Source organism: Burkholderia sp. Ed8, from assembly GCF_040761425.1.
GTDB classification, from domain to species: domain Bacteria; phylum Pseudomonadota; class Gammaproteobacteria; order Burkholderiales; family Burkholderiaceae; genus Burkholderia; species Burkholderia seminalis.
Window position 1 is genome coordinate 2,803,044 of sequence record NZ_CP142886.1, and the last position, 26,512, is coordinate 2,829,555.

A 26,512-nucleotide genomic window follows, 5' to 3' on the forward strand; every position below is an offset into this window, starting at 1 on the left:
TGACGGCATCGCGTGAATGAAACAACGACCCGATCGGCGGATGCCGGTCGGGTCGTTTCGTTTGCGCACGTCGATCGATGCGGCGACGCGCGCACCGGTCAGGCCGTCACGATCGCCGGCGGCTTCGTCGTGTCGCCGGCCGGCCGCGCGGCCTCGGCGAGCGCATCGCGCAGCGCGGCGAGCGCCGCCGACGCATAACCCTGTCGCCACGCGAGCAGCGTGTCGATGCCTTCGAGTTCGGGAATCGTGTGCGCGGCGATGTTGCCGGTTTCCGGCTGCAGGTCGAGCACCGAACGCGGCGCGACCGCGACGCCAGCGCCGGCCGCGACGCACGCGACGATCGCATGGTACGAGCCGAGTTCGAGCACGCGCGCGGGCTTCATGCCGTGCGCCGCATACCATTGCTCGACGTACTTGCGGTACGCGCAGCCGCGCTCGAACGCGATCAGCGTCGGCAGGATCACGTCGCGCGGCGTGCGCACCGGCGGATGGCCGCGCGGCGTCAGCAGCACGAGATCCTCGCGGAAGACCGGCACCGTCTCGAACGTGTCGGGCAGCCCGCCCGGTTCGGGCGGGCGCGCGAACAGCGCGGCATCGATCTCGAAGTCGCGCACCCGGTCGATCAGCCAGCCCGTCGTGCCCGTCACCAGTTCGAGCGACACGTCGGGCCACGCGTGGTGATAGCGCGCGAGGAGAGCCGGCAGTCGGCTCGCGGCCGTGCTTTCCATCGTGCCGAGCCGCAGCCGGCCGCGCGGCGTGTCCTCGCGCACCGCGTCGCGCGCCTCGTCGGCGAGCGCGAGCAGGCGCTCCGCATACGGCAGCAGCGTCTGCCCGGCCGGCGTCAGCACGAGCCGGCGTCCGTCGCGCACGAACAGCGCGGCGCCGAGTTCTTCCTCGAGCTGCTTGATGCGCGTGGTGACGTTCGACTGCACGCGATTGAGCTTGGCCGCCGCGCGCGTCACGCCGTTCTCGCGCACGACCGCCCGGAAAATCGCCAGCGCGGCCAGGTCCATGATTCTCTCCGAGGGATGAGTCGATTCTTGATTATTCATTTTTCAAGAACGTTTGGTCAAGCTACGATGGCCGCATTCCGGTTTCCGATCCGGCCGGCGCGCTCAGTGCCGGCCGTTGCCGCCATGTCCCGCTTCGATGCCTCGACCGCCGCTGCCGGCGTCCTTTCGTCCGACCAGGCCGACCGCCTTGCCCGCGCGGCCGCGCTGGCGTGCATGGTCGGCCTCGCGGTCGTGCTCGGCGTCGGCCGTTTCGCGTTCACGCCGCTGTTGCCGCTGATGCTCGCGGACGGCTCGATCGGCCTGAAAGCCGGCAGCTGGCTCGCGTCGGCGAACTACGCGGGTTACTTCGTCGGCGCGGTCAGTTGCGCGGCGCTGCGCATCGCGCCCGCGCGGATGGTCCGCTTCGGGCTCGCGGCCACCGTGCTGCTGACCGCCGCGATGGGCGTCGGCCACCTGCTGCCCGTGTGGCTCGCGGTGCGCTTCGTCGCGGGCATCGTCAGCGCGTGGACGTTCGTGTTCGTGTCGCAGTGGGGATTGCGGCGCCTGGCCGAACTGCACGCGCCCGAATGGAGCGGGGTGATCTACGCGGGGCCGGGCGTCGGCATCGTCGTGACGGGGCTGATCGGCAGCGCGCTGGCCGGCCAGCGCGCGGCGTCGGGCTGGCTGGGCTTCGCGGCGCTGTCGGCCGTGCTGTCGGTGGCGATCTGGCGCACGTTCGGCACGGTGCCGCCACCCGCGGCACCCTCGGCGGCTGCCGTGCCGCATGCGGCCGCGGGCGCGACGGCAGCCTCGACGGCGCCGGCCGCCGGCGTGCGAAGCCGGCGCCTCGATGCCGCGTGGCTCGTCGTGCTGTACGGCGCGCCGGGCTTCGGCTACATCATCACCGCGACGTTCCTGCCGGTGATCGCGCGCGCCGCGCTGCCGGCCGGCTCGCCGTGGCCGGACCTGTTCTGGCCGATGTTCGGCGCGGCGCTGATCGTCGGCGCGATCACGGCCGCGCGGCTGCCCGGCCACTGGGACAACCGGCTGCTGCTCGCGGCCGGCTGCGCGACGCAGGCGCTCGGCATCGTGGCCGGCATCGTGTGGCCGAACGCGGCCGGCTTCTCGGCGGGCAGCGCGTTGCTCGGCCTGCCGTTCACCGCGATCACGCTGTTCGCGATGCGCGAGGCGCGGCGGCTGCACGGCGAGCGCGCGGCCGGGCTGATGGGCTATGCGACCGCGTCGTACGGGATCGGGCAGATCCTCGGGCCGCTCGTCGCGGCGCCGCTGGCCGCGCGTTTCGGGTCGTTCACGCCGGCGTTGTGGGTCGCGGTCGCCGCGCTGCTCGCGGGCGCCGCCGGCTTCGCGGCGACCGCCGCGAGCGCGCGCCGGCAATCCTGACGCCGGCGGGGACGGATCGTCTGCGGCGCGGGCAAACTCGCTAGAATGAAGCCTTTCCCGCGCCGAGCGGGTGCGCGGGCAGCCGGGAGGCGGCCGTCCGGCGCTCGCCAGATCCTCACCGATGACCACCGCCGACTACCGCTTCTGCCCGCGCTGCGCGAGCCCGCTGACCGAGCGCGCCGATCCCGAACATGAAGGCGGCCGCATCCGCCAGGCGTGTCCCGACGACACCTGCGGCTATGTGCACTGGAACAACCCGCTGCCGGTCGTCGCCGCGATCGTCGAGCTCGACGGCCAGATCCTGCTCGCCCGCAACGCGGCGTGGCCCGAGGGGATGTTCGCGCTGATCACCGGTTTCCTCGAAAACGGCGAGACGCCCGAGGACGGCATCGCGCGCGAGGTGTTCGAGGAAACCGCGCTGAAGGCCGAGCACGTGTCGCTCGTCGGCGTGTACGAATTCATCCGCAAGAACGAGCTGATCATCGCGTACCACGTGCGGGCGTCGGGCACGGTGTCGCTGTCGCCGGAACTGCTCGAATACCGGCTCGTCGATCCGCCGCTGCTGCGTCCGTGGCGTGCCGGTACGGGCTTCGCGCTTGCCGACTGGATGCGTGCGCGCGGCCTCGATGTCGAGTTCGTCGACCGGCGGGGGCAGTGACGGGCCGGCCTGCCCCCAGGGTGTCATTCGCCGCGCCGCGCGCGATCGCGCCGCGGCGTGGCGCTTCATGCCGGCGTGCCGTGCCGCACGGCCGCCGCGCGTCGTCCTCACCGTTTCCATCGTCCTGACCGCCATCGCCATGTCCGACAAGCCGCAGCCGCGTCCGCGCGACGCCTATCGCCACTTCCTGCCGATCACGACCCGCTGGATGGACAACGACGTCTACGGGCACGTGAACAACGTCGTCTACTACAGCTACTTCGACACCGTCGTGAACGAGTACCTGATCCGCGCGGGCGTGCTCGACGTCGAGCACGGGCAGACGATCGGGCTGGTCGTCGAGACACAGTGCAACTACTTCGCGCCGCTCGTGTTTCCGCAGTCGGTCGACGCGGGGCTGCGCGTCGTGAAGCTCGGCACGTCGAGCGTGCGCTACGAGGTCGGGCTGTTCGCGCAAGGCGCTGCGTCGCCCGCCGCGCAGGGCCATTTCGTGCACGTGTACGTCGATCGCGAGACACGCCGCCCCGTGCCGCTGCCCGATGCGCTGCGCGCCGCGCTCGAGCCGCTCACGGCCTGACGGCTCGCGGTGCACGCGTTCGCGCTCCAGGCCTTCAACGGCCTCAGCTACGGCTTGCTGCTGTTCATGCTGTCGGCCGGCCTCACACTGATCTTCAGCGTGCAGGGCGTGCTGAACTTCGCGCATGCGAGCTTCTACATGCTCGGCGCGTATGTCGGCTACAGCATCGCGGCCCAGGCGGGCTTCTGGCCCGCGCTCGTGCTCGCGCCGCTCGCGGTCGGGCTGCTCGGCGCCGGCTGCGAACGCACGCTGCTGCGCCGCGTGCAGGCGCGCGGCCATACCAGTGAGCTGCTGCTGACCTTCGGTCTCGCGTACCTGATCGGCGAGGGCGCGAAACTCGCCTGGGGCCTCGCGCCGCTGCCGGCGCCGGTGCCGCGGCTGTTCGACGGCGCGCCGGTGAGCGTGTTCGGCCTCGCGTTGCCGCGCTACCGGCTGTTCATGATGGCGATGTCCGCGACGATGCTGGTCGCGCTCGGTGCGCTGCTGCGCGCATCGCGCCTCGGGCTCGTCGTGCGCGCGGCGCTCACGCATCGCGCGGCCGTCGAGGCGCTCGGCTACGACGTGCCGCGCGTGATGACGGGCCTGTTCGGCGCCGGCACCGCGCTCGCGGCGCTGGCCGGCGTGATCGGCGCGCCGCTCGCGGTGATCGAACCCGCGCTGGCCGAGACCGTCGGGTCGGTCGTCTTCGCGGTCGTCGTGATCGGCGGCCTCGGCTCGCTCGGCGGCGCATTCGTCGCGTCGCTCGCGGTCGGCTTCGCGCAGACTTTCGCGGCCGCGAGCGACACGTCGCTGCGCGACCTCGCGCAATGGATCGGCATCGCGTTGCCCGACCGCGTGGCCGCGGTGTCGATCGCGCAACTCGCGCCGCTGGTGCCGTACCTGCTGCTCGTCGCGGTGCTGGTCGCACGGCCGCGCGGGCTGTTCGGCGAGCGTGCCGATGCGTAGCCGCGCGTTCGCCGGACTCGCGCGCTGGGCGCTGTTCGCCGCGTGCTTCGTGCTGCCCGCGTGGCTGTGGCCGCATGGCGCGGTGCTCGGCTATCTTGCGCAGACGGCCGCGCTCGTCGTGCTCGCGCTGTCGTACAACCTGCAGCTCGGCACGACCGGGCTGCTGTCGTTCGGGCACGCGGCGTTCGCGGGCCTCGGTGCGTTCGCCGCCGCGCACTGGTTCAACCATCTCGGCGGCCCGCTGCCGCTGCTGCCGCTCGTCGGCGGCGTGGCCGGCGCGGGTTTCGGCTGCGTCGCCGGGCTGCTCGCGACGCGTCGCTCCGGCACCGCGTTCGCGATGATCACGCTCGGGCTCGGCGAATGCGTCGCGGCGGCGGCGTGGAGCGTGCCCGCGTGGTTCGGCGGTCTCGGCGGCGTGCCGATCGATCGCGCGAGCGGCGCGCCGTGGGGCAACGGGCAATTCGGCGCACCGGCGCACGCGTATGCGGTGATCGCCGCGTGGTGCATCGTCTCGGCGTGGGCCATGCACGCGCTGACGCGCACGCCGCTCGCGCGGCTCGCGAACGCGGTGCGCGACAACCCGGCGCGCGTCGCCGCGCTCGGTACCGATCCGCGCCGCGTGCGGCTCGCCATGGTCACCTGCGCGTCGTTCTTCGCGGGCATCGCGGGCACGTTGACGCTGATCGACATCGAGATCGCGACGCCCGACAGCGTGTCGATGGCGCGCTCGGCGACCGTGCTGATCGCCGCGGTGATCGGCGGTACCGGCGCGTTCTTCGGGCCCGCGGCCGGCGCCGCGGTGCTGACCGCGCTGAGCATCGGTGTCGCGGGCGTGTCGCGCGCGTGGGCGCTGTATCTCGGCGTGCTGTTCGTCGCGATCGTCGTGGCCGCGCCGCGCGGGCTCGCGGGCATCGCGCAGGCGTTCGTGCATGCGATGCGGCGCGATGCGCCGGCGCCCGAGCGGTGGCGCATGCTGTGCGCGCTCGGCGCGTGCGTGTTCTGGGGCGTCGCGATCGTCTGCGCGGGCGAGCTCGGTTATGCGTGGCGCTTCGCGCAGGACGACGGCACGGGCCTCGCGTTCGGCGCATGGGGCATCGACGCCGATACGCCGGCCGGCTGGGCCGTCGCGTGCTCGGCGGCCGGCATCGGCACGCTGCTGTGGGGCTGGCGCGCGCGGTTCGCGCGGGCCGGCAAGCGGGAGGACGTGCGATGAACGGCAATGCGATCGCGCTGCAGGGCGTCGTGCAGCGCTTCGGCGCGCAGACCGTGCTCGACGGCGTCGAACTGAGCATCGCGGCCGGCGAGCGCCATGCGCTGATCGGGCCGAACGGCGCGGGCAAGTCGACGCTGTTCGGCGTGATTGCCGGTGCGGTACGGCCGACGCGCGGGCGTGTCGTGCTGCACGGCGTCGACCTGCGCGGGCGCGGGCCCGTCGTCGCGAGCCGCCTCGGCGTCGGCCGCAGTTTCCAGCAAACGAGCGCGTTCGCGCGGCTGACCGTGTTCGACAACCTGCGCTGCGCGGCGCTGCATGCGCCGGCCGAACGGCGGCGCTGGTGGAACCGGCTGCGCGAATCGGCGTCGATCGATCTCGCGGCCGCGCGCGTGCTGCGCGACATCGGGCTCGAGGCACGGCGCGACACGCCGGCCGCCGAACTGAGCTACGCGGAACAGCGCGCGCTCGATCTCGGAATCGCGCTCGCGAGCGGCGCCCGCACGCTGCTGCTCGACGAGCCGACGGCCGGCATGAGCCGCGCGCAGGCGGCGCGGATGATCGCGCTGATCCGCGCGACGACGCAGGGCCGCACGGTGCTGATGATCGAGCACGACATGGATGCGGTGTTCGGTTTCGCCGAACGCATCACGGTGCTCGTCCGCGGCGCGGTCGTCGCGACCGGTGCGCCCGATACGATCCGCGCCGATCCGCGCGTGCGTGCCGCGTACCTGGGCGAAGGCCGCGCATGAACGCACTGCTCGACATTCGCGGCCTGCGCGCGTGGTACGGATTGCAGCCCGTGCTCGACGGCGTCGATCTCGCGCTCGCGCCGGGCGAGACGCTCGCGCTGCTCGGCCGCAACGGCTCGGGTCGCTCGACACTCGCGAAGGCCGTGATGGGGCTCGTGCGCACGGCCGGGTCGGTGCGCATCGCGGGCGCCGAATGCGCGGGCGCGCGTACGTTCGAGATCGCACGGCGCGGCGTGGCTTACGTGGCCGAAAGCCGTGACGTGTTCCCGCTGCTGACGGTACGCGACAACCTGCGGCTCGGATTGCGCGGCGCACGCGGCCCGGCCGAACGCGCGGCGCTCGACCGCCTGTTCGACCGCTTTCCGCTGCTGGCCGCACGCGCGGACGTGAAAGCGGGGCGGCTGTCGGGCGGCGAGCAGCAGGTGCTCGCGTTGGTGCGGGCACTGGCCGGCCGCCCGCGGGTGCTGATCGTCGACGAGCCGGCCGAGGGGCTCGCGCCGCTCGCGGTCGACGAGGTCGGTGCCTGCCTCGCCGCGCTGCAGGCCGACGGCGTCGCGATCGTGCTGATCGAGCAGCGCCTGCAGTTCGCGCCGCGGCTCGCGCGGCGGGTCGCGGTGATGGGGCGGGGACAGATCGTCTACGACGGCGCGCTCGACGGTCTGGGCGGCGAGGTCGCCGACGCATGGCTGAGTGCCGGCTGACCGCGCGCGATCGATTGTTCGGCAAACGCCGCCAGTCAATTCGTGTCGGGCCGCTTTATCGCCGCCGCGACGCGCCGTACATTGCCAGTCATGCCGGTCGCCGCGGCAACGCGGCATCGGCGCCCACCATCGAATGTCTTCTGACCGAGGAATGAAATCATGAGCAAGCTGGCAAACAAGGTAGCGATCGTCACGGGCGCATCGAAGGGCATCGGCGCGGCCATCGCGAAGGCACTGGCCGCGGAAGGCGCATCGGTCGTCGTCAATTACGCGAGCAGCAAGGCCGGCGCCGACGCGGTCGTGAGCGCGATCGTCGAGGGGGGCGGCCGCGCGGTCGCGGTCGGCGGCGACGTGGCGAAGGCCGCCGACGCGCAGCGCATCGTCGATACGGCGATCGACACGTACGGCCGTCTCGACGTGCTCGTCAACAATTCCGGCGTGTACGAATTCGCGCCGATCGAGGCGATCACCGAGGAACACTACCGCCGGCAGTTCGACACGAACGTGTTCGGTGTGCTGCTGACGACGCAGGCGGCCGTCAAGCATCTCGGCGAAGGCGCGAGCATCATCAACATCAGCTCGGTGGTGACCAGCATCACGCCGCCGGCGAGCGCCGTGTACAGCGGCACGAAGGGCGCGGTCGACGCGATCACCGGCGTGCTCGCGCTCGAACTCGGCCCGCGCAAGATCCGCGTGAACGCGATCAACCCGGGCATGATCGTGACCGAAGGCACGCACAGCGCGGGTATCATCGGCTCCGATCTCGAAAAGCAGGTGCTCGGCGAGACGCCGCTCGGCCGTCTCGGCGAGCCGAACGACATCGCGTCGGTCGCCGTGTTCCTCGCCTCGGACGATGCACGCTGGATGACCGGCGAGCACCTCGTCGTGAGCGGCGGGTTGAACTGATCGCGCCACGCGCGGCATCGGCCCGCACGGGCCGGCCGCGCGGTTACGCGATCATCGCCAGCGCGTTCGCGCCGACGTGCCAGCGCAGGCTCTCGACGACGAGCGCGTGGTTGCGTTCGGACTCGAGTCCGGCGATCGTCATCGCACCGACGATGCCGGCGCCGGCGACGCGTAACGGTACGCCGCCGCCGTCGAGCGCATAGTCGTCGTCCGACAGCCCCTGCGACTGCAGCGACCAGCCGGCGTGCCGGAAGCGCGCGCCGACTTCGAGCGAGCTCAGGCCGAAGCGCAGCACCGTGTTCTGCCGGCGGCGGATCGCGCCGTTGTCGCGCGCGCCGCTGCCGTCGAGCGCGCAGTAGAACAGCGGCGCCTTGCCGACGATGCCGACCGCGATCGGCAGCCCGCGGCGCGACGCGATGTTGACCGCGATTTCCCCGAGCCGGCGCGCGACGTCGGCATTGAAGCGCGGCAACGCCGTTTCGCGCGCGCCTTCGTCGAAGGGCGCGTGATCGAGGCGCGGAAAGATCGTCACCATGGCGGCTCCGTGTCGTCGCAAATGCGGATTGCGCGCGGGTATCGCACCGCGACGGGCCGCGCGCTCGCCCGTCTTGCGCTCAGCGCTTCGGCGCCGCGTCGATCATCCATTCGTGCGCGGGATCGTTCTTGAACGCCCATGCGCGGCTCGGCCCGGCCATCACGTTCAGGTAGTACAGGTTGTAGCCGTGCGGCGCGACGACCGGGTGGTAACCGCGCGGCACCATCACGACGTCGTGGTTCTCGACCGCGCACGCTTCGTCGAGGCTGCGGTCGTCCGTGTACACGCGCTGGAACGCGAAACCCTGCGGCGGATCGATCCGGTGATAGTAGGTTTCCTCGAGCGACGTCTCGTCGGGCGCCGCGTCGCGATCGTGCTTGTGCGGCGGATAGCTGCTCGAATGGCTGGCCGGCGTGACGACTTCGACCACGAGCAGCCGGTCGGCCGCCGGGTTGTCGCCCATCAGGATGTCGCACACGTAGCGCGTGTTGGTGCCTTGCCCGCGCACCGAGCGGCGCATCCGTTCGCCGTCGAGGCGTTGCACGGGCTTGTCGCCGCTTGCGTAGGGCGCGGTGCACAACGCGATTTCCGCGTCGCGCGTCGCGACCAGCGTGACGGTCTTGCCGCCCGGCACGTACAGCGCGTCCGGCGACACCTCTTCGAAGACGCTGTCGCGCTTGCCGAGCGCATCGTGGGTTGCGCCGTCGACTTCGGCGCGCACCGTGCCCGTCAGCACGACGACGCACAGCTCGCGCGTGCCGGTGTCGAGCGTTTCGGTGTCGCCGGCCTTCAGGCGCAGCGCGCGAAAGCCGACATGCTTCCAGCCGGCCGACTCGGGCGTGACGTTGCAGATTTCGCGGTCGGCGGATGCCTTGACCAGCAGGGGAGAAATCGTCATGGGGTGGGGCTCCGCAATGGAAGGGGGCTCAAGCGCTCACGCACTCAACCGGTCGACGATCGCGCGCAGCGACGTGTAGCCCTTTTTCGCATACGCATAGCTCGGCGCGACGGCCGGATCCTGCTCGGCCTCGACGACGAGCCAGCCTTCGTAGCCGGCGTCCTTCAGCGTGCGCAGCGTCGCGTCGTAATCGAGCGCGCCGTCGCCCGGCACCGTGAACGTGCCGTTGATCACGCCGTTCAGGAAGCTCCAGCCGTCGTTGCGCGCCTGCGTGACGACCTGCGGCCGCACGTCCTTGCAATGCACGTGCGCGACGCGCGACACGTGCTTCTTCAGCAGCGCGACGGGGTCGGCCGCGCCGCCGAAATACGCGTGGCCGGTATCGAACAGCAGGAACACCTTCGTCGGGTCGGTCAGCGCCATCAGCCGATCGACGTCGTCGGGCGACTCGACGTACGCGCCCATGTGGTGATGGTAGGCGAGCTTGATCCCGTACGTGTCGAGCAGGTGCGCGCCGAACGCGTCGAGGCGTGCCGCGTAGCGCCGCCAGGCGTCGTCGTCGACGAAACGCGGCCGTTTCGCGACCGGCGTGTCGATGCTGCCCTGGATCGTGCCCGCGCATTCGCCGTAGACCACGACCTTCACGTCGTTGAACTGCAGCTTCGTCAGGTGCGCGCGGCAGCGCTCGATTTCGGCCGCGACCGCCTCGGCGTCGCTCATGCCCGGTTCGACTTCCGCGAGGAAGCCCGAATACCAGCCGGACACGCATACGAGGCCGAATTCGGCGAGCTTCGCCTTCAGTTCGGGGCCCGTCTTCGGAAACTTGTTGCCGAGCTCGAAGCCCGCATAGCCGATTTCGGCGCCTTCCTTCAGCGCCGTTTCGAGCGGCGTCTCGCCGCCGAGCGACGGCAGGTCGTCGTTCATCCACGACAGGGGATTGATGCCGATGCGGACGTTCCAGCTCATGACTTGCTTCCTTGGTTCGGAGGGTGTTCTTGTCGGGTGCTTTAGCGGGCGGCGGGCGCGGTCAGCGCCGCTGCCGGGTTTTCGCGTCGAGATACGCGCGGTGCGCCGCGTCGACGCCGGCGCGTGCGGATACCTGCGGCACCGCGACTTCCCACCACGCGCCGCCGTCGTCGGTCGTGCGCCGGTGGGTGGTGTCGATCACGAGCACCTGGCTCTTCCTCGCCGCGCGGGCGCGCTTCATCTCGTGGCGCAATTCGACGATGTCGCGCACGTGCACGGCTTCGGCGCCCATCGCGCGCGCATGCATCGCGAAGTCGATCGTCGAGCGTTCGCCGCCTTCGGGCACGCAATCGTCGAGCATGTTGTTGAAGCTCGCGCCGCCGCAGTTCAGCTGCAGCCGCTCGATGCAGCCGTAGCCGCGGTTGTCGAGGATCACGACGATCAGCTTGCGGCCGAGCATCACGGACGTCGCGAGCTCCGCGTTGAGCATCATGTACGAGCCGTCGCCGACGATCACGATCACCTCGCGCTCGGGCCGGGCGAGCTTCGCGCCGAGGCCGCCCGCCACTTCGTAGCCCATGCACGAGTACGCATAGTCCATGTGATAGTTGCCCGGCACGCCGCTGCGCCACAGCTTGTGCAGCTCGGCCGGCAGCGTGCCGGCCGCGCAGACGACGAGGTCGTCGCGTGCGCTGTCGCGTCCCGCGTCGGCCGCGGAGTCGCGCACCGCGCCGATCACTTCCGCGTCGTACGGCAGCGTGTCCTTCGGGATGCGCGTCGTCAGCTCGGTCACGCGCGCGTTCCACGCGGCGGCCTGGTCGCGGTTCGCGGCCGTCCACGCGGGATCGGCGTGCCAGCCGGCCAGCGCGCCCGACAGCTGGCCGAGGCCCGTGCGTGCGTCGGCGATCAGTTGCCGGCCGCGTTTCTTGCCCGCGTCGAACGGCTGCACGTTCAGGCTCAGCAGCGTCGCGTCGCCGTACAGCGCATGCGAGCCGGTCGTGAAATCCTGCAGCCGCGTGCCGACCGCGAACACGACGTCGGCCTGCGCGGCCGCGCGGTTCGCGGCGGGCGAGCCCGTCACGCCGATCGATCCGAGGTTCAGCGGGTGATCCCACGCGAGGCTGCCCTTGCCGGCCTGCGATTCGGCGACCGGCACGCCGTGCGTGTCGGCGAACGCGCGCAGCGCGTCCCACGCCTGGCTGTACAGCACGCCGCCGCCGGCCACGATCAGCGGTTTCTTCGCGGCCTTCAGCACGTCGAGGGCGTCGGCGAGTTCGAGCGCGTCGGCCGGCGGCCGGCGCATCCGGATCACCGGCGGCGCGAAGAAATCCTCGGGCCAGTCGTACGCGAAGGTCTGCACGTCTTGCGGCAGCGCGAGACAGACGGGGCCGCACTGCGCGGGATCGGTCATCACCTGGATCGCACGCGGCAGCGCGACGAGCAGTTGCTCGGGCGACGTGATGCGGTCGAAGTAGCGCGTCACGGGCCGGAAGCAGTCGTTCGCGCTGACGTCGCCCTGTTCGAAATCCTCGACCTGCTGCAGCACGGGGTCGGGCAGCCGCGACACGAACACGTCGCCGGGCAGCAGCAACAGCGGCAGCCGGCCGACGTGCGCGAGCGCGGCGGAGGTCAGCATGTTGGTCGCGCCGGGGCCGATGCTCGACGTCGCGGCCATCATCCGCTGGCGGAAATGCGCTTTCGCGAACGCGACGGCCGCGTTGGCCATCCCCTGTTCGTTGTGCGCGCGGAACGTCGGCAGCCGGTCCCGCTCGGCATGCAGCGCTTCGCCGAGCCCGGCCACGTTGCCGTGGCCGAAGATCGCGAATACGCCGCCGCAGTACGGCAGGATGTCGGTGCGGCCGTCGGGCTGGACGACTTCGGCGCGCAGGGCGGCCAGGTAGCGCACGAGCGCCTGGCTGACGGTCAGTCTCACGGTGTGGGTCATCGTCGGTCGATAGAGAGGAGTCGGGTGGTCGTCACGGGCACGGGCATCAGGCCGCGGCGGCGGCGCGCGCGGCCGCACGGCGGCCCAGCCACGCGTCGACCAGTTGCGTGAAGTTGCCGGCGACTTCGTCGATCAGCGCCTGGTCGTCGATGCGGCCCGCGAACCAGTTCAGCGACGCGTCGGCCCACAGCGTGCGCCCGACCATGAAGCCCTTGACGATCGGGTTGGTCGCCGCGCGGAAGCTGTCGACGAGGTATTGCAGCGGCTGGTTCAGCCCGAGGATCACCGCGCCGCGGCAATGCGGGTCGCGCTCGGCGATCAGCGCGGCGAGCCGCGTCCAGCCGTCCGCGCTCAGCGGCGTGAGCTTCCACCATTCGGGCTTCACGCCGAGGTTGTAGAAGCGCGCGATCGTGCGCAGCACCGCGTCGTCCTCGGTGCCGGCCGGCGTGACCGCGCGCGGCGGAATCATCTCGAGCAGCAGCTCGTTGCCGCTGGCGCGGGTGGCTTCCCACAGTTCCAGCACGCGCTGCTCCTGCTCGACGCGCAGGTCGACGTCGTCGTCGGGGTGGTAGTGGACGAGGCATTTCACGACCTGTTCGGTCGGCCAGTGCGTGAGCGACGAGCCGACCGAGCGCGTCTCGTCGAACCGCAGCGGCCGCGAGCCCGGCAGCTCGACCGGGCGGCCGACCCACCAGCCGCGCCCGGTGGCCGACGCGAGCGCGTCGCTGCCGTAGGCGCCGCCGTCGATCAGCACGCCGACGTGGCCTTCGATCCGGCGCTCGCGCTCGACCTGCTCGACCGCGCGCACGAGCAGGCGCTTCAGCGTCCTGATGCGCGCTTCATCCGCGCCGGCCTGCACCGCGAGTTCGTAGAACTGGCTGCGGTGGTCGAACGCCATCACGCACAGGTCGTCCCATTCGCGGCGCGGCACCGTTACGCGATGCAGGTGCGCGAGCGTGCGGTCGGCATCGACCGCCGGATTGCGGCTGCCGTCGAACCAGTGCGCGAGTTCGGCCGGCGTCGGCATCGCGGCCGAGCATGCATGGCGCGACACGACGATCGCGCCGCACGCATTCGCGATGCGCGTCGATTCGGCCCAGTCGCGGCCGCGCAGCAGCCCCGACAGCAGGCCCGACAGGAACGCGTCGCCCGCGCCGAGCACGTTGAGCACCTCGACGCGTTCGCCGACGAACGTCGGCGCGGCGTCGATGCCGGCCGGAATGTCGCCTTCGATCACGCAGCAGCCGAGTGCGCCGCGCTTGACGACCAGCGTCGCGTTCGTGATCGCGCGCACGGCCCGCAGCGACCCGATCAGGTCGTGCGGCACGCCGCCCGCGATCAGGAATTCCTCCTCGGTGCCGACCAGCAGGTCGAATTCGCCGAGCACCTGCTGCAGCTGCCGCGTGACCTGCGCGTCCGGCACGTAACGGTTCTCGCCCGCGCCGCGTGCGGTCAGCCCCCACAGCACGGGCCGGTAGTCGATGTCGAGGATCCGCACGACGCCGTGGCGGCGCGCGTAGCCGAGCGCGGTCAGCGACGCCTCGCGCGTGCCCGGCGTCGACAGGTGCGTGCCGGTGATCGCCAGCGCCCGGCAGCCGGCGATGAAGTCCTCGCGGATCTCGTCGGCGCGCACGGCCATGTCCGCGCAGTTCTCGCGCACGAACAACAGCGGGAACGTGTCGCGATCCTTCAGCCCGAGCAGCACCAGCGCGGTGAGGCGCTCGCGGTCGGTCTGCAGCTGGCTCGTGTCGCAGCCTTCGCGCTCGAGCGTCTCGCGCAGGAAGCGGCCCATCTGTTCGTCGCCGACGCGCGAAATCATCGCGGTCTTCAGCCCGAGCCGCGCGACGCCGAACGCAACGTTGCCCGACGAGCCGCCGAGATACATCTGGAAGCTGCGGGCGTCTTCGAGGCGGCTGCCGTACTGCTGCGCATAGAGATCCACGGCCACGCGGCCGAGGCAGGCGAGATCGATGGGGCGGTCACTCGGAAAGTTCAGCTGGCTCATATCACGTGTCACGCTCGCGGCCGGCGGTCGACGTTGCCGGCAGATTGGGGGACCGATCCTCCAGCCGCACGCCGTGACGTGCGCTGCACGACGCGGGACTGCCTGCCGCGGGGAATCGGGCTACGGACGCAGTCTAGACTTTTTGGAAATCCAGTTCCCTAGGTGAAATCACGTAGAAATAAATTTCCAAATGTTCGAGGAAGTGATCTACAGTTCCATCCGGATGCTTCAGTCCGTATCGGACTCGGCCCGGCGGCGCGCAACGCGCCGTCTTCCGCCCCCCGGAGATGAGGAGACAGATTGATCATGAAGACCAAGCTGATGGCCGTCGCGGCCGCCGCGATCCTGGCTGCGCCGCTCGCGCATGCCGAGAAGATCGGCGTGACGATGGCGTCGTTCGACGACACGTTCCTGACCATCCTGCGCAACAGCATCGCCGATTCGGCGAAGAAGGACGGCGTGACCGTGCAGATCGAGGACGGCGGCAACGACGTCGGCAAGCAGTTGAGCCAGGTCCAGAACATGATCGCGCAGAAGGTCGACGCGATCATCGTGAACCCGGTCGATACCGACGCGACGCCGAAGATCACGAAGATGGTGACGGCCGCGAAGATCCCGCTGGTCTACGTCAACCGCAAGCCGGTCGATTTCGACAAGCTGCCGGCCGGCGTCGCGGTCGTCGCGTCCGACGAAAAGCAGTCGGGCACGCTGCAGGCGCGCCAGGTGTGCAAGCTGCTCGGCGGCAAGGGCGACATTCTCGTGCTGATGGGCGAGCTGTCCAACGAATCGGCGCGTGCCCGCACCAAGGACATCGAGGACGTGATCGCGACCAAGGACTGCGCGGGCATGAAGATCGTCGACAAGCGCGAAGGCAAGTGGAGCCGCACGCAGGGCCAGGACATCACGATGAACTGGCTGAGCTCCGGGACCAAGTTCGACGCGATCGTGTCGAACAACGACGAGATGGCGATCGGTGCGATCAACGCGCTGAAGGCCGCGCGCAAGCTGACGCCGAAGACGGTCGTCGCCGGCATCGACGCGACGCCGGACGGGCTCGCGGCGATGAAGGCCGGCGAGCTGAAGGTGTCGGTGTACCAGAACGCGATCGGGCAGGGCGCGCAGTCGGTGGCCGCCGCGCTGAAGCTCGCGAAGAAGCAGCCGGTCGACCGCTACGTGAACGTGCCGTTCGAGCTCGTGACGCCCGAGAACATGAACCAGTACGCCAAGCACTGACCGGCGGTCCGTTGAACTGCGCGGGCCCGGCATTGCCGGGTTCGCGCGCGCTTTGTCGAGGAACGTCCATGTTTACAGCCAGGGTCGCGCGCCCGATGGCCGGCGGCGATGCACCGGCCGCCTCGTCCGGCGGGTCGTCCGCCGCGCCGGCTTCTTTCGCGGCCGACTGCGTGCTCGAGGTACGCGGCGTCGGCAAGTCCTTTCCCGGCGTCGTCGCGCTCGACGGCGTGCAGTTCCGCGTGCGCCGCGGCACCGTCCACGCGCTGATGGGCGAGAACGGCGCGGGCAAGTCCACGCTGATGAAGATCATCGCGGGCGTCTACACGCCCGACCAGGGCGAAATCCTGATCAACGGCGAACCGGTCGTGCTGAACGGCCCGCTCGATGCGCTCGAGCGCGGGATCGCGATGATCCACCAGGAACTCAACCTGATGCCGTACATGACGGTCGCGGAGAACATCTGGATCCGCCGCGAACCGAAGAACCGCTTCGGCCTGATCGATCACGCCGAGCTGCGCCGCCGCACGGCCGCGCTGTTCGAACGGCTGTCGATCGACATCGATCCGGAAACCGACGTGCGCACGCTGACCGTCGCGAGCCGCCAGATGGTCGAGATCGCGAAGGCCGTGTCGTTCGACTCCGACGTGCTGATCATGGACGAGCCGACTTCCGCGCTGACCGACAAGGAAGTCACGCACCTGTTCCGGATCATTCGCCAGCTGCGCGAGCAGGGCAAGGGCATCGTCTACATCACGCACAAGATGAACGAGCTGTTCGAGATCGCCGACGAGTTCTCGGTGTTCCGCGACGGCAAGTACATCGGCACGCATGCATCGAGCGACGTCACGCGCGACGACATCATCCGCATGATGGTCGGGCGCGAGATCACGCAGATGTTCCCGAAGGAAGACGTGCCGATCGGCGACGTCGTGCTGTCGGTGAAGGATCTCTGCGTCGACGGCGTGTTCCGCGACGTGAGCTTCGAGCTGCGCGCGGGGGAAATCCTCGGCGTCGCGGGCCTCGTCGGCTCGGGGCGCTCGAACGTCGCGGAGGCGTTGTTCGGCGTCGTGCCGGCCACGTCGGGCGAGATCCGGATCGACGGCAAGCCGGTGCGGATCGCGACGCCCGCGCAGGCGATGAAGCACGGGATGGCGTTCCTCACCGAGGACCGCAAGGACAGCGGCTGCTTCCTGAATCTCGACCTGCTCGCGAACATGGAAGCGGCCGTGCTCAGCCACCGCTACGTGAAGTTCAATTTCGTGCAGCAGGCGCAGCTGAAGCGCGATTGCGAGGAAATGAGCCGGATGCTGCGCGTGAAGTCGCCGGGGCTGCACGAGGCAATCCAGAACCTGTCGGGCGGCAACCAGCAGAAGGTGCTGATCGGCCGCTGGCTGCTCACGCAGCCGCGCATCCTGATTCTCGACGAACCGACGCGCGGCATCGACGTCGGCGCGAAGGCCGAGATTCACCGGCTCGTCAGCGCGCTCGCCGGCAAGGGCGTCGCGGTGCTGATGATCTCGTCGGAAATGCCGGAAGTGCTGGGAATGAGCGATCGCGTGATGGTGATGCACGAAGGGCGCATGACCGGCATCGTCGATCGCAAGGACGCCGACCAGGTCCGCATCATGGATCTCGCGTCGCGCTGAGCCGAAACAAGATTGGAGACAACTGAAATGGGCAACCTGAATCCGGTCGCGGATGCGCAGACCATCACACTCAAGTCGCGGCACACGAAGTGGCCGCCCGAGCTGAGCATCTTCCTCGTGCTGGTCGGCATCAGCCTGTTCTTCGAGATCGTCGGCTGGATCGTCGTCGGCCAGAGCTTCCTGTTCAACGCCGAGCGGCTCGAGATCATCGTGCTGCAGATGGCCGTGATCGGCATCATCGCGGTCGGCGTGAACCTCGTGATCATCACCAGCGGGATCGACCTGTCGTCGGGGTCGGTCGTCGCGGCCGCCGCCGTCGTGTCGGCGAGCCTCGCGCAGGTGTCCGACTTCCCGCGTGCGGTGTTTCCGCACCTCACCGACCTGCCGATCATCTGGCCGGTGCTGGCCGGCGTGTGCGTCGGGCTGCTGGTCGGCCTGCTGAACGGCACGCTGATCGCGATGACGGGCATCCCGCCGTTCATCGCGACGCTCGGCACGATGGTTGCCGCGCGCGGCTTCGCGAAGTGGTTCACCAACGGGATGCCGGTGTCGATGCTGACCGATCAGTTCGCGGCGATCGGCGCGGGTGCCAATCCGGTGATCATCTTTCTCGTGATCGCGGCGATCTTCCACGTCGTGCTGCGCTACACGCGCTTCGGCAAGTACACCTACGCGATCGGCGCGAACCGTCACGCGGCCGTCGTGTCGGGCATCAACGTCACGCGCCACCTGGTGTTCGTCTACGCGATCGCGGGCCTCTTGAGCGGGATCGCCGGCACCGTGACGGCCGCGCGCGCGATCTCGGGCCAGTCGGGCATGGGCGTGATGTACGAGCTCGATGCGATCGCGGCCGTCGTGATCGGCGGCACGTCGCTGTCGGGCGGCCTCGGCCGCGTGACGGGCACCGTGATCGGCGTGCTGATCCTCGGCGTGATGACGTCGGGCTTCACGTTCATCCGGATCGACGCGTATTACCAGGAGATGGTGAAGGGCGCGATCATCGTCGCGGCCGTGATCGCCGACCAGTACCGCAACAAGAAGAAGCGCCGCTGAGCGCGCGCGTGAGCCCGACATCCGCCTTCACGAAGGACGCCCGATGAAGATCGCACTCGACCCGTACATGATTCGCCACCTGCCGCTCGACCGGCTGCCGCATGCGGTCGCCGAGCTGGGTTACGACCAGATCGAGCTGTCGCCGCGCAGCGACTTTCTAGACTGGTGGGTGATGCCGCGCGCGACGCGGGCGCGCATGGCCGGGTTCCGCCAGGCGCTGCGCGCGAGCGGCGTCGGGCTCGCGTCGCTGCAGCCGATGTACCGCTGGGCAAGCCCGTTCGAGGACGAGCGGCAATGGGCCGTGCGCTGCTGGCGCAAGGCGATCGAGGTGGCGCTCGAGATGGAATGCCCGCTGATGGTGTCGGAATTCGGGCGCGGCGCGTCGCCCGAGCGTTCGGTCGGCGAGCGGCCGGGCGCGAACCCGAAGGAGCTGTGCGAAGCCGCGTGGTTCCGGTCGATGGACGAGCTGCTGCCGATCCTCGAGCGCGAACGCATCGTGCTGTCGGTCGAGCCGCATCCCGAGGACTGGATCGAACAGCTGCAACCGGCGATCGACATCGTCACGAACCTCGGTTCGCCGTCGCTGAAGCTGTCGTATATCGCGCCGCACACGTTCTACTACGGCGACGACATGGCCGCGATGATCGCGCAGGCCGCGCCGATCCTCGCGCACGTGCGCGTGGCCGACACGTTCGACCACCGCAAGAGCAGCCAATTGCGCTACATCGTGAACCCGCCCGGCTCGAACCAGATCCGCGTGCACCAGCATCTCGACATCGGGCAGGGCGAGATCGACTGGGACGGGTTCTTTGGCGCGCTCGGCGCCGCCGGCTTCGACGGCGTGATGTCGTCGTGCGTGTTCGCGTGGGAAGACCGCGCGGAAGCCTCGTCGCGCTACATGCGCGACACGATCCAGCGCTACGTCGATCGCCATTTCGATCGCCGCGCGCGCTGACCGATTCCCGACCGGCGCGGCGGGGGCCGCGCCGCTGATGAACGACTGGAGACTTGTAGATGAGCTTGCAAATCGGCGTGATCGGCTGCGGCGCGATCGGCCAGGACCACATCCGCAGACTGACCCGCACGCTGTCCGGCGCGCGCGTCGTGGCCGTCAACGACATCGACCCGCAGCAGGCGCGCGACGCGGTGACGAAGTACGGGCTCGACGCCGAGATCTACGGCGACGGCCACGAAGTGGTCGCGGCCGCCGACGTACAGGCCGTGCTCGTCACGTCGTGGGGGCCGACGCACGAAGCGTTCGTGCTCGACGCGATCGCGCACGGCAAGCCGGTGTTCTGCGAGAAGCCGCTGGCCGTCACGGCCGACGGTTGCATGCGGATCGTCGAAGCCGAGGTCGCGCACGGCAAGCGGCTCGTGCAGGTCGGCTTCATGCGGCCGTATGACGAAGGCTATCGCGCGCTCAAGCGCGTGATCGACAGCGGCGAGATCGGCGCACCGCTGATGCTGCATTGCGCGCATCGCAACCAGTCGGTCGGTGAGCGCTACACGACCGACATGGCGATCACCGACACGCTGATCCACGAACTCGACGTGCTGCGCTGGCTGCTGGGCGAGGACTACACGAGCGCGCAGGTCGTCTATCCGAAGAAGACGCGGCACGCGTCCGCGCATCTCGCCGATCCGCAGATCGTGCTGCTCGAAACCGCGAGCGGCGTGCGCATCGACGTCGAGATCTTCGTGAACTGCCAGTACGGCTACGACATCCAGTGCGAAGTGGTCGGCGAGCAGGGCATCGCGAAGCTGCCCGATCCGCCGGCCGTCGGGCTCAAGCACGCGGCGCGGCGGTCGGTCGAGATCATGACCGACTGGAAGGAGCGCTTCATCGCGTCGTACGACGTCGAGCTGCAGGCGTTCATCGACGGCGTGCGGCAGGGCGCGCTGACCGGGCCGTCCGCATGGGACGGCTACGCGGCGGCGGTCGCGGCCGATGCGTGCGTGCGGGCGCAGAAGAGCGGCGCGGTCGAACCGATCGCGATGGCCGGCCGTCCCGCGTTCTATCGCGGCTGACCCGCGGCTGACCTGACGGAGCGATCGACATGACGATGAAGATTGGCTGCGCGCCCTGCTGCTGGGGCGTCGACGACGTGAAGAACCCGCATCTGCCGCCGTGGCGGCACGTGCTCGCCGAAGCCGCGCAGGCCGGTTACTCGGGCATCGAGCTTGGGCCGTACGGCTACATCCCGCTCGAACTCGACGTGGTCAGCGCCGAACTCGAGCGGCAACGCCTGAGCATCACCGCCGGCACGATCTTCGACGATCTCGTGTCGCCGGAGAACCTGCCGAACCTGCTGCGCCAGACGCGCGACATCTGCGCGCTGATCACGCGGCTGCCCAGGCTGCCGACGCAGGACGGCCAGCGCTACGCGGCGCCGTACCTGGTCGTGATCGACTGGGGCCACGAAGTGCGCGACTACGCGGCCGGCCACGGCGATCGCGCGCCGCGGCTGTCCGCCGAGCACTGGGCGCGGATGGTCGACCATATCCGGCAGATCGCAACGATCGCGCGCGACGAGTTCGGCGTGCGCGCGGTGATCCATCCGCATGCGGGCGGCTACATCGAGTTCGCGGATGAGATCGACCGGATCGTCGCCGACATTCCGGCCGAGACGGCCGGCCTGTGTCTCGACACCGGCCACCTGCATTACTCGGGCATGGACCCGGAAACCTGGCTGCGCCGCCATGCGGCGCGCCTCGACTACGTGCATTTCAAGGATATCGACGCGGCCGTGTACGACGCGGTGATGGGCGAGCACATCGCATTCTTCGCCGCCTGCGCGCGCGGCGTGATGTGCCCGATCGGCACCGGCGTGCTCGATTACCGCGCGATCCGCCAGGCGCTCGACGAGATCGGCTACGCGGGTTACATCACGATCGAGCAGGAGCGCGACCCGCGCAACGCCGGCACGAGCCTGCGCGACGTCGCCGCGAGCCGCGCGTTTCTCGCGTCGGCCGGCTTTGCCTGACCCACTGAACCCGCACCAGGAACACCACCATCATGATTGACGGACAGATTCTGCTTGGACATTCGATTCGCTGGGGCATGGTCGGCGGCGGGCTCGGCAGCCAGATCGGCTACAGCCATCGGTCGGCCGCGCTGCGCGACGGCAGCTTCCAGCTGGTTGCCGGCGCATTCGACCTCGATCCCGAACGCGGCCGCCAGTTCGGCGTGAAGCTCGGCGTCGCGGCCGAGCGCTGCTATCCCGACTACGCGACGATGTTCGACGCCGAGGCGCGGCGCCCGGACGGCATCCGCGCGGTGTCGATCGCGACGCCGAACAACACGCACTTCGCGATCTGCCGCGCCGCGCTGAACGCGGGGCTGCACGTGGTCTGCGAGAAGCCGCTGTGCTTCACGACCGAGGAGGCCGAGGCGCTGCAGCGGCTGTCGGTCGAGAAGAACCGGATCGTCGGCGTCGCGTACGGCTACTCGGGACACCAGATGATCGAGCAGGCGCGCGAGATGATCGCGCACGGCGAGCTCGGCGAGATCCGCATCGTGCAGATGCAGTTCGCGCACGGCTTCCACAGCGAAGGCGTCGAGGCCGCGAGCGCGGCCGCGCGCTGGCGCGTCGACCCGAAGTTCGCGGGCCCGAGCTACGTGCTCGGCGACATCGGCACGCATCCGCTGTACATCTCCGAGGTGATGGCGCCGGAACTGAAGATCCGGCGGCTGATGTGTTCGCGGCAGAGCTTCGTGAAGAGCCGCGCGCCGCTCGAGGACAACGCGTTCACGATCATGGAGTACGACACCGGCGCGGTCGGCTACGTGTGGTCGAGCGCGGTGAACGCCGGCTCGATGCACGGCCAGAAGGTGCGCGTGATCGGCTCGAAGGCGAGCATCGAATGGTGGGACGAGCATCCGAACCAGTTGCGCTACGAAGTGCAGGGCCAGCCCGCGCAGGTGCTCGATCGCGGGATGGGCTACCTGCATCCGCAGGCGCTGCACGAGGACCGCATCGGCGCCGGGCATCCGGAAGGGCTGTTCGAGGCATGGTCGAATCTCTACGCGCGGTTCGCGCGTGCGATGGATGCGGCCGATCGCGGCGACGCCGACGCGTTGAAGCAGATCCGTTATCCGGACGTTCACGCCGGCGTCGAGGGCGTACGCTGGGTCGAGCACTGCGTGCGCTCCGCCGACGCGGGCGGCGTGTGGGTCGACTATCGGTGAGCGGGGCGGGCCGGCCGCGCGGGCTGCGTCACGTGCGCACCGGCGGCCGGCCCCGGTACTCGGTACACGCCCTAATCTTTACGACGCCGCGAGCGCGTTGGACAATCGCTTCCAGCCTTGCCGTGGAGCGTGTGCAAGTGATGATCGAGCGCGTGGGAGCGAGCGTGCGGCGCGGGCCGTGCCGCAAACGTGATTAAATTCGCCCTTCATGCATGTATCCAGGTGAGTTCCGGGCCGCGTCCGCCAGCATCGCGCGCGCATCGGGGCCGTCAACTTCGCGCTATCCGATGAGTTCATCCGAGAAACCTCCCGCCACCGTCGAGCAGTTCCTGCAGCATCTGACGCAGGAGTACGACGGCCTCAGCAATCGCCTGAAGGTGATCGCGCGCCACGTGGAAACGCACCGGGACCAGCTGGGCCTGGAAGGCATCCAGTCGCTCGCGGAGGCGTGCGGCGTCCAGCCGTCGGCCGTCGTCCGCTTTGCGAAGCACTTCGGCTTCTCCGGCTTCTCCGAGATGCAGCGGCTGTTCCGCGAAGGGCTCGCGCAGCAGATCGCGCCCGGGCGTGCGTACAACCTGCGGCTGCGCGACGTGATCGAAGCGGGCTCGTCGAGCCTGCAGCCCGAACAGATCGCCGACGAATTCATCAAGGGCAGCATCGCGGGCATGCAGCAATTGCGGCAGACGCTCGATTCTCGGGCGCTCGCGCAGGCCGTCGACCTGCTCGCCGATACGCAGGCGATCTGGATTGCCGGCTCGCGGCGCGCGTTTCCGATCGCCGTGTATCTCGACTACGCGCTGCAGCACACCGACAAGCGCATCGGCCTCTTCAGCGCGCTCGGCAGCATGCATCTCGGGCAGATCCGCTCGGTGCGCGCGGGCGACGTGATGATCGTGATCTCGTTCATGCCGTATGCGGAGGAAACCGTCCAGGTCGCGCAGCAGGCCGTGCAGCGCGGCGCGCGCGTGATCGCGATCACCGACAGCCGGATGAGCCCGCTTGCGCGGGAGGCCGAGGTGACGCTGATGGTGCAGGACAGCGAGACGTTCGGTTTTCGTGCGCTGACGGCCACGATGGGTCTCGCGCAGAGCCTGTTCGTCGCGCTCGCGTACCGGCTCGAGCTGTCGTACCGGCCGACCGCCGACGGCGCGCACGGCACCAAGGCCGGCTGACGTGTTGCGGCGGCGCACCGCCCGCGATCTCGATCGGCGGGCGGCGCGCCGGCCGGCTTACTTCGCGGTCGGCATCGCGAATTCGGCGCCCTTGCCGATGCTCGACGACCAGCGCTGCATCACCGATTTCTGGCGCGTGTAGAAGCGCACGCCTTCCTCGCCGTACGCGTGCATGTCGCCGAACAGGCTCTTTTTCCAGCCGCCGAAGCCGTGCCACGCCATCGGCACCGGGATCGGCACGTTGATGCCGACCATGCCGACCTGGATGCGCTGCGCGAATTCGCGCGCGATGCCGCCGTCGCTCGTGAAGCACGACACGCCGTTGCCGAACTCGTGCGCATTGATCAGGTCGACCGCTTCGCCGAAATCCTTCACGCGCACGCAGCCGAGCACGGGCCCGAAGATTTCTTCCTTGTAGATCCGCATGCCGGGCGTCACGTGATCGAACAGCGTGCCGCCGGTGAAGAAGCCTGACTCGCGGCCCGGCACGCGCAGCCCGCGGCCGTCGACCACCAGTTGCGCGCCTTCGTTTACGCCTTGCTCGATATAACCCTCGATGCGCTTCAGCGCCTCGCCGGTGACGATCGGCCCCATCTCGACTTCCGGCGACATGCCGTCGCCGATCACCAGCTTGCGGGCGCGCTCGGCGATGGCCGGCACGATCCGGTCGGCCACGTCGCCGACCAGCACCGCGATGCTGATCGCCATGCAACGCTCGCCGGCCGAGCCGTACGCGGCGCCGATCAGCGCGTCGACGGCCTGCTCGAGGTTCGCATCGGGCATCACGACCAGATGGTTCTTCGCGCCGCCGAGCGCCTGCACGCGCTTGCCGGACTGCACCGCGCGCTGCTGGACGTAGGCCGCGATCGGCGTCGAGCCGACGAAGCTGACGGCCTGCACGTCGGGGTGGTCGAGCAGCGCGTCGACCGCGCCCTTGTCGCCCTGCACGACGTTGAACACGCCGGCCGGCAGCCCGGCCTGCGTGAGCAGGTCGGCGATGAACAGCGCGGCCGACGGGTCGCGCTCGCTCGGCTTCAGCACGAACGTGTTGCCCGTCGCGATCGCGACCGGGAACATCCAGCACGGCACCATGCACGGGAAGTTGAACGGCGTGATGCCCGCGACGACGCCGAGCGGCTGGCGCATCGTCCAGTTGTCGATGCCGGTGCTGACCTGGTCGGTGAAGTCGCCCTTCAGCAGTTGCGGCACGCCGCACGCGAATTCGATGATGTCGATGCCGCGCGCGACTTCGCCCTGCGCGTCGGAGAACACCTTGCCGTGCTCGGCCGTGATGATCGCCGCGAGCGTGTCGCGGTGTTCGTTCATCAGCTGCAGGAAGCGGTGCAGCACGCGTGCGCGGCGGATCGGCGGCGTCGCGGCCCAGGCCGGGAACGCGGCATGGGCCGACGCGACGGCCCGCTGCACTTCGCTGGCGTCGGCGAGCGCGACGCGGCGCACCGCGCGGCCGAGCGACGGATTGAGGACGTCCTGGAAGCGGCCGCTGCGGCCGGCCGCGGGCGCGCCGTCGACATAGTGGCCGACGTCGGCGTCGGACGTGTAGGCGGGAACCGGATTCATCGTGTCTCCTGGGGATGAGGGGGGAACAGGGCCCAGTCTAGGGAAACCGGCAGGGCGGGAGAAGGCCGCGAAACTTGATTCACTGTTCAGAATTCTGAATAATCGGCGAATGAATCAGCAAAATGTCCAGGCGCTCTGGCCGCACATCCATTCGCTGACGGTGCTGGCCGCGGTCGGCAGTTTCACGGCGGCCGCGCAGCGGCTCGGCATCAGCAAGGCCGCGATGAGCCAGCGCATCGCCGATCTCGAAAAGGCGGCCGGCGTGCCGCTCGTGCGCCGTACGACGCGCAGCGTGCGGCTCACCGATGCGGGCCAGACGCTCGTCGACAGCACGCGCGATGCGTTCGAGTCGATCGGGCAGCACTTCGCGCGCGTGAAGGACTTGGCCGGCGAGCCGCGCGGCCTGCTGCGCCTGACGGTGCCGGTCGCGCTCGGGCGCCAGCAGGTCGTGCCGCACCTGCCCGATTTCCTGCGGCAGCATCCGGGCGTGCAGATCGAGCTCGACCTGTCGGATCGGCTGCATTCGCTGACGCAGGAGGGTTTCGATCTCGCGATTCGCCATACGACCACCGCGCCGCAGACCCACGTCGCGTGGAAGCTGTGCGACACGCGCTCGCTGCTGGTCGCGAGCCGCGACTATCTCGATGCGCGCGGCGCGCCGCGCCATCCGAACGAACTCGTCGACCACAGCTGCCTGTGCTACCTGCGCGACCACGAGCCGGCCGCGTGGAGCTTCGAGCTGCACGGCCGGCGGCGCGAGCGCGTGAGCGTGCCCGTGCGCGGCAGTTTCGCGGCGAACAACAGCGAGGCGATGCGCGAGGCCGCGCTCGGCGGGCTCGGCATCGCGCTGCTGCCGGATTTCAGCGCGCGGCGCGATCTCGACGCCGGCCGGCTCGTCGCGCTGCTCGACGGCTGGCGGCCCTCGGGCGCGTTCGGCGACCACATCTTCGCGATCCGGCCGTACAGCCCGGTCGTGCCGAGCGCGGTGCGCGCGCTCGTGCGGCACCTGCGCGAACGGCTCGCGGGCGGCTTCGCGGGCGCGTGAGCCTGGCACCCGCGCGCGTCGCGCCGCGGGCGGGCGGGCAGGCGCGGCGGCGCTGCGGTAAAATCGCGGCTTCCTCCCGCGCCGCCTGTGGCGCGTCATTCGAAG

24 protein-coding genes are annotated in these 26,512 nt (G+C 69.9%); 17 read left to right on the forward strand and 7 right to left on the reverse strand.

Features of this window, described 5'->3' with window-relative positions:
- Window positions 1-98: 98 nt before the first annotated feature.
- Complete coding sequence (locus VXM69_RS26790) at window positions 99-1,013, reverse strand: LysR family transcriptional regulator (RefSeq protein WP_049031957.1); 915 nt, start codon at window positions 1,011-1,013, stop codon at window positions 99-101.
- A 123-nt stretch (window positions 1,014-1,136) separates the two neighbouring features.
- Here VXM69_RS26790 and VXM69_RS26795 point away from each other — a divergent pair, with 123 nt between their 5' ends.
- The 8 genes from VXM69_RS26795 to VXM69_RS26830 all read left to right on the forward strand — a co-directional run bounded on the left by VXM69_RS26795 (window position 1,137) and on the right by VXM69_RS26830 (window position 8,142).
- Entirely contained in the window at window positions 1,137-2,393 is a 1,257-nt protein-coding gene (locus VXM69_RS26795) for a YbfB/YjiJ family MFS transporter (protein ID WP_367189519.1), read from the forward strand.
- A gap of 121 nt (window positions 2,394-2,514) precedes the next feature.
- Window positions 2,515-3,051, forward strand: coding sequence for an NUDIX domain-containing protein (locus VXM69_RS26800; protein WP_367189520.1), 537 nt, complete (start codon window positions 2,515-2,517; stop codon window positions 3,049-3,051).
- Window positions 3,052-3,190: 139 nt separating this feature from the next.
- Window positions 3,191-3,628, forward strand: coding sequence for a thioesterase family protein (locus VXM69_RS26805; protein ID WP_034191208.1), 438 nt, complete (start codon window positions 3,191-3,193; stop codon window positions 3,626-3,628).
- Between the two features lie 9 nt (window positions 3,629-3,637).
- Window positions 3,638-4,573: a branched-chain amino acid ABC transporter permease gene (locus tag VXM69_RS26810; protein ID WP_034191193.1), complete on the forward strand. Its 936-nt coding sequence runs from the start codon at window positions 3,638-3,640 to the stop codon at window positions 4,571-4,573.
- Window positions 4,566-5,786, forward strand: a complete 1,221-nt coding sequence (locus VXM69_RS26815; protein WP_367189521.1) for a branched-chain amino acid ABC transporter permease — start codon at window positions 4,566-4,568, stop codon at window positions 5,784-5,786. Before VXM69_RS26810 ends, VXM69_RS26815 begins: the two co-directional genes overlap by 8 nt.
- Complete coding sequence (locus tag VXM69_RS26820) at window positions 5,783-6,535, forward strand: ABC transporter ATP-binding protein (RefSeq protein ID WP_034191191.1); 753 nt, start codon at window positions 5,783-5,785, stop codon at window positions 6,533-6,535. Before VXM69_RS26815 ends, VXM69_RS26820 begins: the two co-directional genes overlap by 4 nt.
- Window positions 6,532-7,236 carry an ABC transporter ATP-binding protein gene (locus tag VXM69_RS26825; RefSeq protein ID WP_059556993.1) on the forward strand — a complete coding sequence of 235 codons (705 nt, stop codon included), beginning with the start codon at window positions 6,532-6,534 and terminating at the stop codon, window positions 7,234-7,236. Before VXM69_RS26820 ends, VXM69_RS26825 begins: the two co-directional genes overlap by 4 nt.
- A 159-nt stretch (window positions 7,237-7,395) precedes the next feature.
- Window positions 7,396-8,142, forward strand: coding sequence for an SDR family NAD(P)-dependent oxidoreductase (locus tag VXM69_RS26830; protein WP_367189522.1), 747 nt, complete (start codon window positions 7,396-7,398; stop codon window positions 8,140-8,142).
- Window positions 8,143-8,185: 43 nt separating this feature from the next.
- Here the strand turns inward: VXM69_RS26830 and VXM69_RS26835 are convergent, their stop codons facing one another.
- The 5 genes from VXM69_RS26835 to iolC form a co-directional block, all read right to left on the reverse strand.
- Entirely contained in the window at window positions 8,186-8,677 is a 492-nt protein-coding gene (locus tag VXM69_RS26835; RefSeq protein ID WP_367189523.1) for a heme-degrading domain-containing protein, read from the reverse strand.
- 79 nt (window positions 8,678-8,756) lie between these two features.
- Window positions 8,757-9,575 carry a 5-deoxy-glucuronate isomerase gene (gene iolB / locus VXM69_RS26840; protein WP_034191187.1) on the reverse strand — a complete coding sequence of 273 codons (819 nt, stop codon included), beginning with the start codon at window positions 9,573-9,575 and terminating at the stop codon, window positions 8,757-8,759.
- Window positions 9,576-9,611: 36 nt separating this feature from the next.
- On the reverse strand, window positions 9,612-10,541 hold the full coding sequence (gene iolE, locus VXM69_RS26845) for a myo-inosose-2 dehydratase (RefSeq protein ID WP_069706075.1): 930 nt from the start codon (window positions 10,539-10,541) through the stop codon (window positions 9,612-9,614).
- Between the two features lie 61 nt (window positions 10,542-10,602).
- Window positions 10,603-12,486, reverse strand: coding sequence for a 3D-(3,5/4)-trihydroxycyclohexane-1,2-dione acylhydrolase (decyclizing) (gene iolD / locus VXM69_RS26850; protein WP_124609386.1), 1,884 nt, complete (start codon window positions 12,484-12,486; stop codon window positions 10,603-10,605).
- Window positions 12,487-12,532: 46 nt separating this feature from the next.
- On the reverse strand, window positions 12,533-14,491 hold the full coding sequence (gene iolC / locus VXM69_RS26855; RefSeq protein WP_301740719.1) for a 5-dehydro-2-deoxygluconokinase: 1,959 nt from the start codon (window positions 14,489-14,491) through the stop codon (window positions 12,533-12,535).
- 306 nt (window positions 14,492-14,797) lie between these two features.
- Between iolC and VXM69_RS26860 the strand changes: the two genes are divergently transcribed.
- From VXM69_RS26860 to VXM69_RS26895, 8 genes are all read left to right on the forward strand, one after another.
- A complete protein-coding gene (locus VXM69_RS26860) occupies window positions 14,798-15,724 on the forward strand; it encodes a sugar ABC transporter substrate-binding protein (RefSeq protein ID WP_034191183.1) in 927 nt (308 codons plus the stop codon).
- Between the two features lie 68 nt (window positions 15,725-15,792).
- Entirely contained in the window at window positions 15,793-17,370 is a 1,578-nt protein-coding gene (locus tag VXM69_RS26865) for a sugar ABC transporter ATP-binding protein (protein WP_034191182.1), read from the forward strand.
- A 27-nt stretch (window positions 17,371-17,397) separates the two neighbouring features.
- Complete coding sequence (locus tag VXM69_RS26870) at window positions 17,398-18,423, forward strand: ABC transporter permease (protein WP_034191181.1); 1,026 nt, start codon at window positions 17,398-17,400, stop codon at window positions 18,421-18,423.
- Window positions 18,424-18,466: 43 nt separating this feature from the next.
- Entirely contained in the window at window positions 18,467-19,378 is a 912-nt protein-coding gene (locus VXM69_RS26875; RefSeq protein ID WP_367189524.1) for a sugar phosphate isomerase/epimerase family protein, read from the forward strand.
- 59 nt (window positions 19,379-19,437) lie between these two features.
- Window positions 19,438-20,451, forward strand: coding sequence for a Gfo/Idh/MocA family protein (locus VXM69_RS26880; protein ID WP_034191179.1), 1,014 nt, complete (start codon window positions 19,438-19,440; stop codon window positions 20,449-20,451).
- Window positions 20,452-20,480: 29 nt separating this feature from the next.
- On the forward strand, window positions 20,481-21,407 hold the full coding sequence (locus VXM69_RS26885) for a TIM barrel protein (protein WP_034191178.1): 927 nt from the start codon (window positions 20,481-20,483) through the stop codon (window positions 21,405-21,407).
- Between the two features lie 32 nt (window positions 21,408-21,439).
- Entirely contained in the window at window positions 21,440-22,612 is a 1,173-nt protein-coding gene (locus VXM69_RS26890; RefSeq protein WP_367189525.1) for a Gfo/Idh/MocA family protein, read from the forward strand.
- Window positions 22,613-22,899: 287 nt separating this feature from the next.
- Window positions 22,900-23,784, forward strand: coding sequence for a MurR/RpiR family transcriptional regulator (locus VXM69_RS26895; protein WP_034191176.1), 885 nt, complete (start codon window positions 22,900-22,902; stop codon window positions 23,782-23,784).
- Window positions 23,785-23,841: 57 nt separating this feature from the next.
- On the opposite strand, the gene VXM69_RS26900 is transcribed toward VXM69_RS26895, so the two are convergent.
- Entirely contained in the window at window positions 23,842-25,362 is a 1,521-nt protein-coding gene (locus VXM69_RS26900; protein ID WP_034191175.1) for a CoA-acylating methylmalonate-semialdehyde dehydrogenase, read from the reverse strand.
- Between the two features lie 109 nt (window positions 25,363-25,471).
- Here VXM69_RS26900 and VXM69_RS26905 point away from each other — a divergent pair, with 109 nt between their 5' ends.
- Window positions 25,472-26,407: a LysR family transcriptional regulator gene (locus VXM69_RS26905; RefSeq protein WP_367189527.1), complete on the forward strand. Its 936-nt coding sequence runs from the start codon at window positions 25,472-25,474 to the stop codon at window positions 26,405-26,407.
- Window positions 26,408-26,512 lie beyond the last annotated feature (105 nt).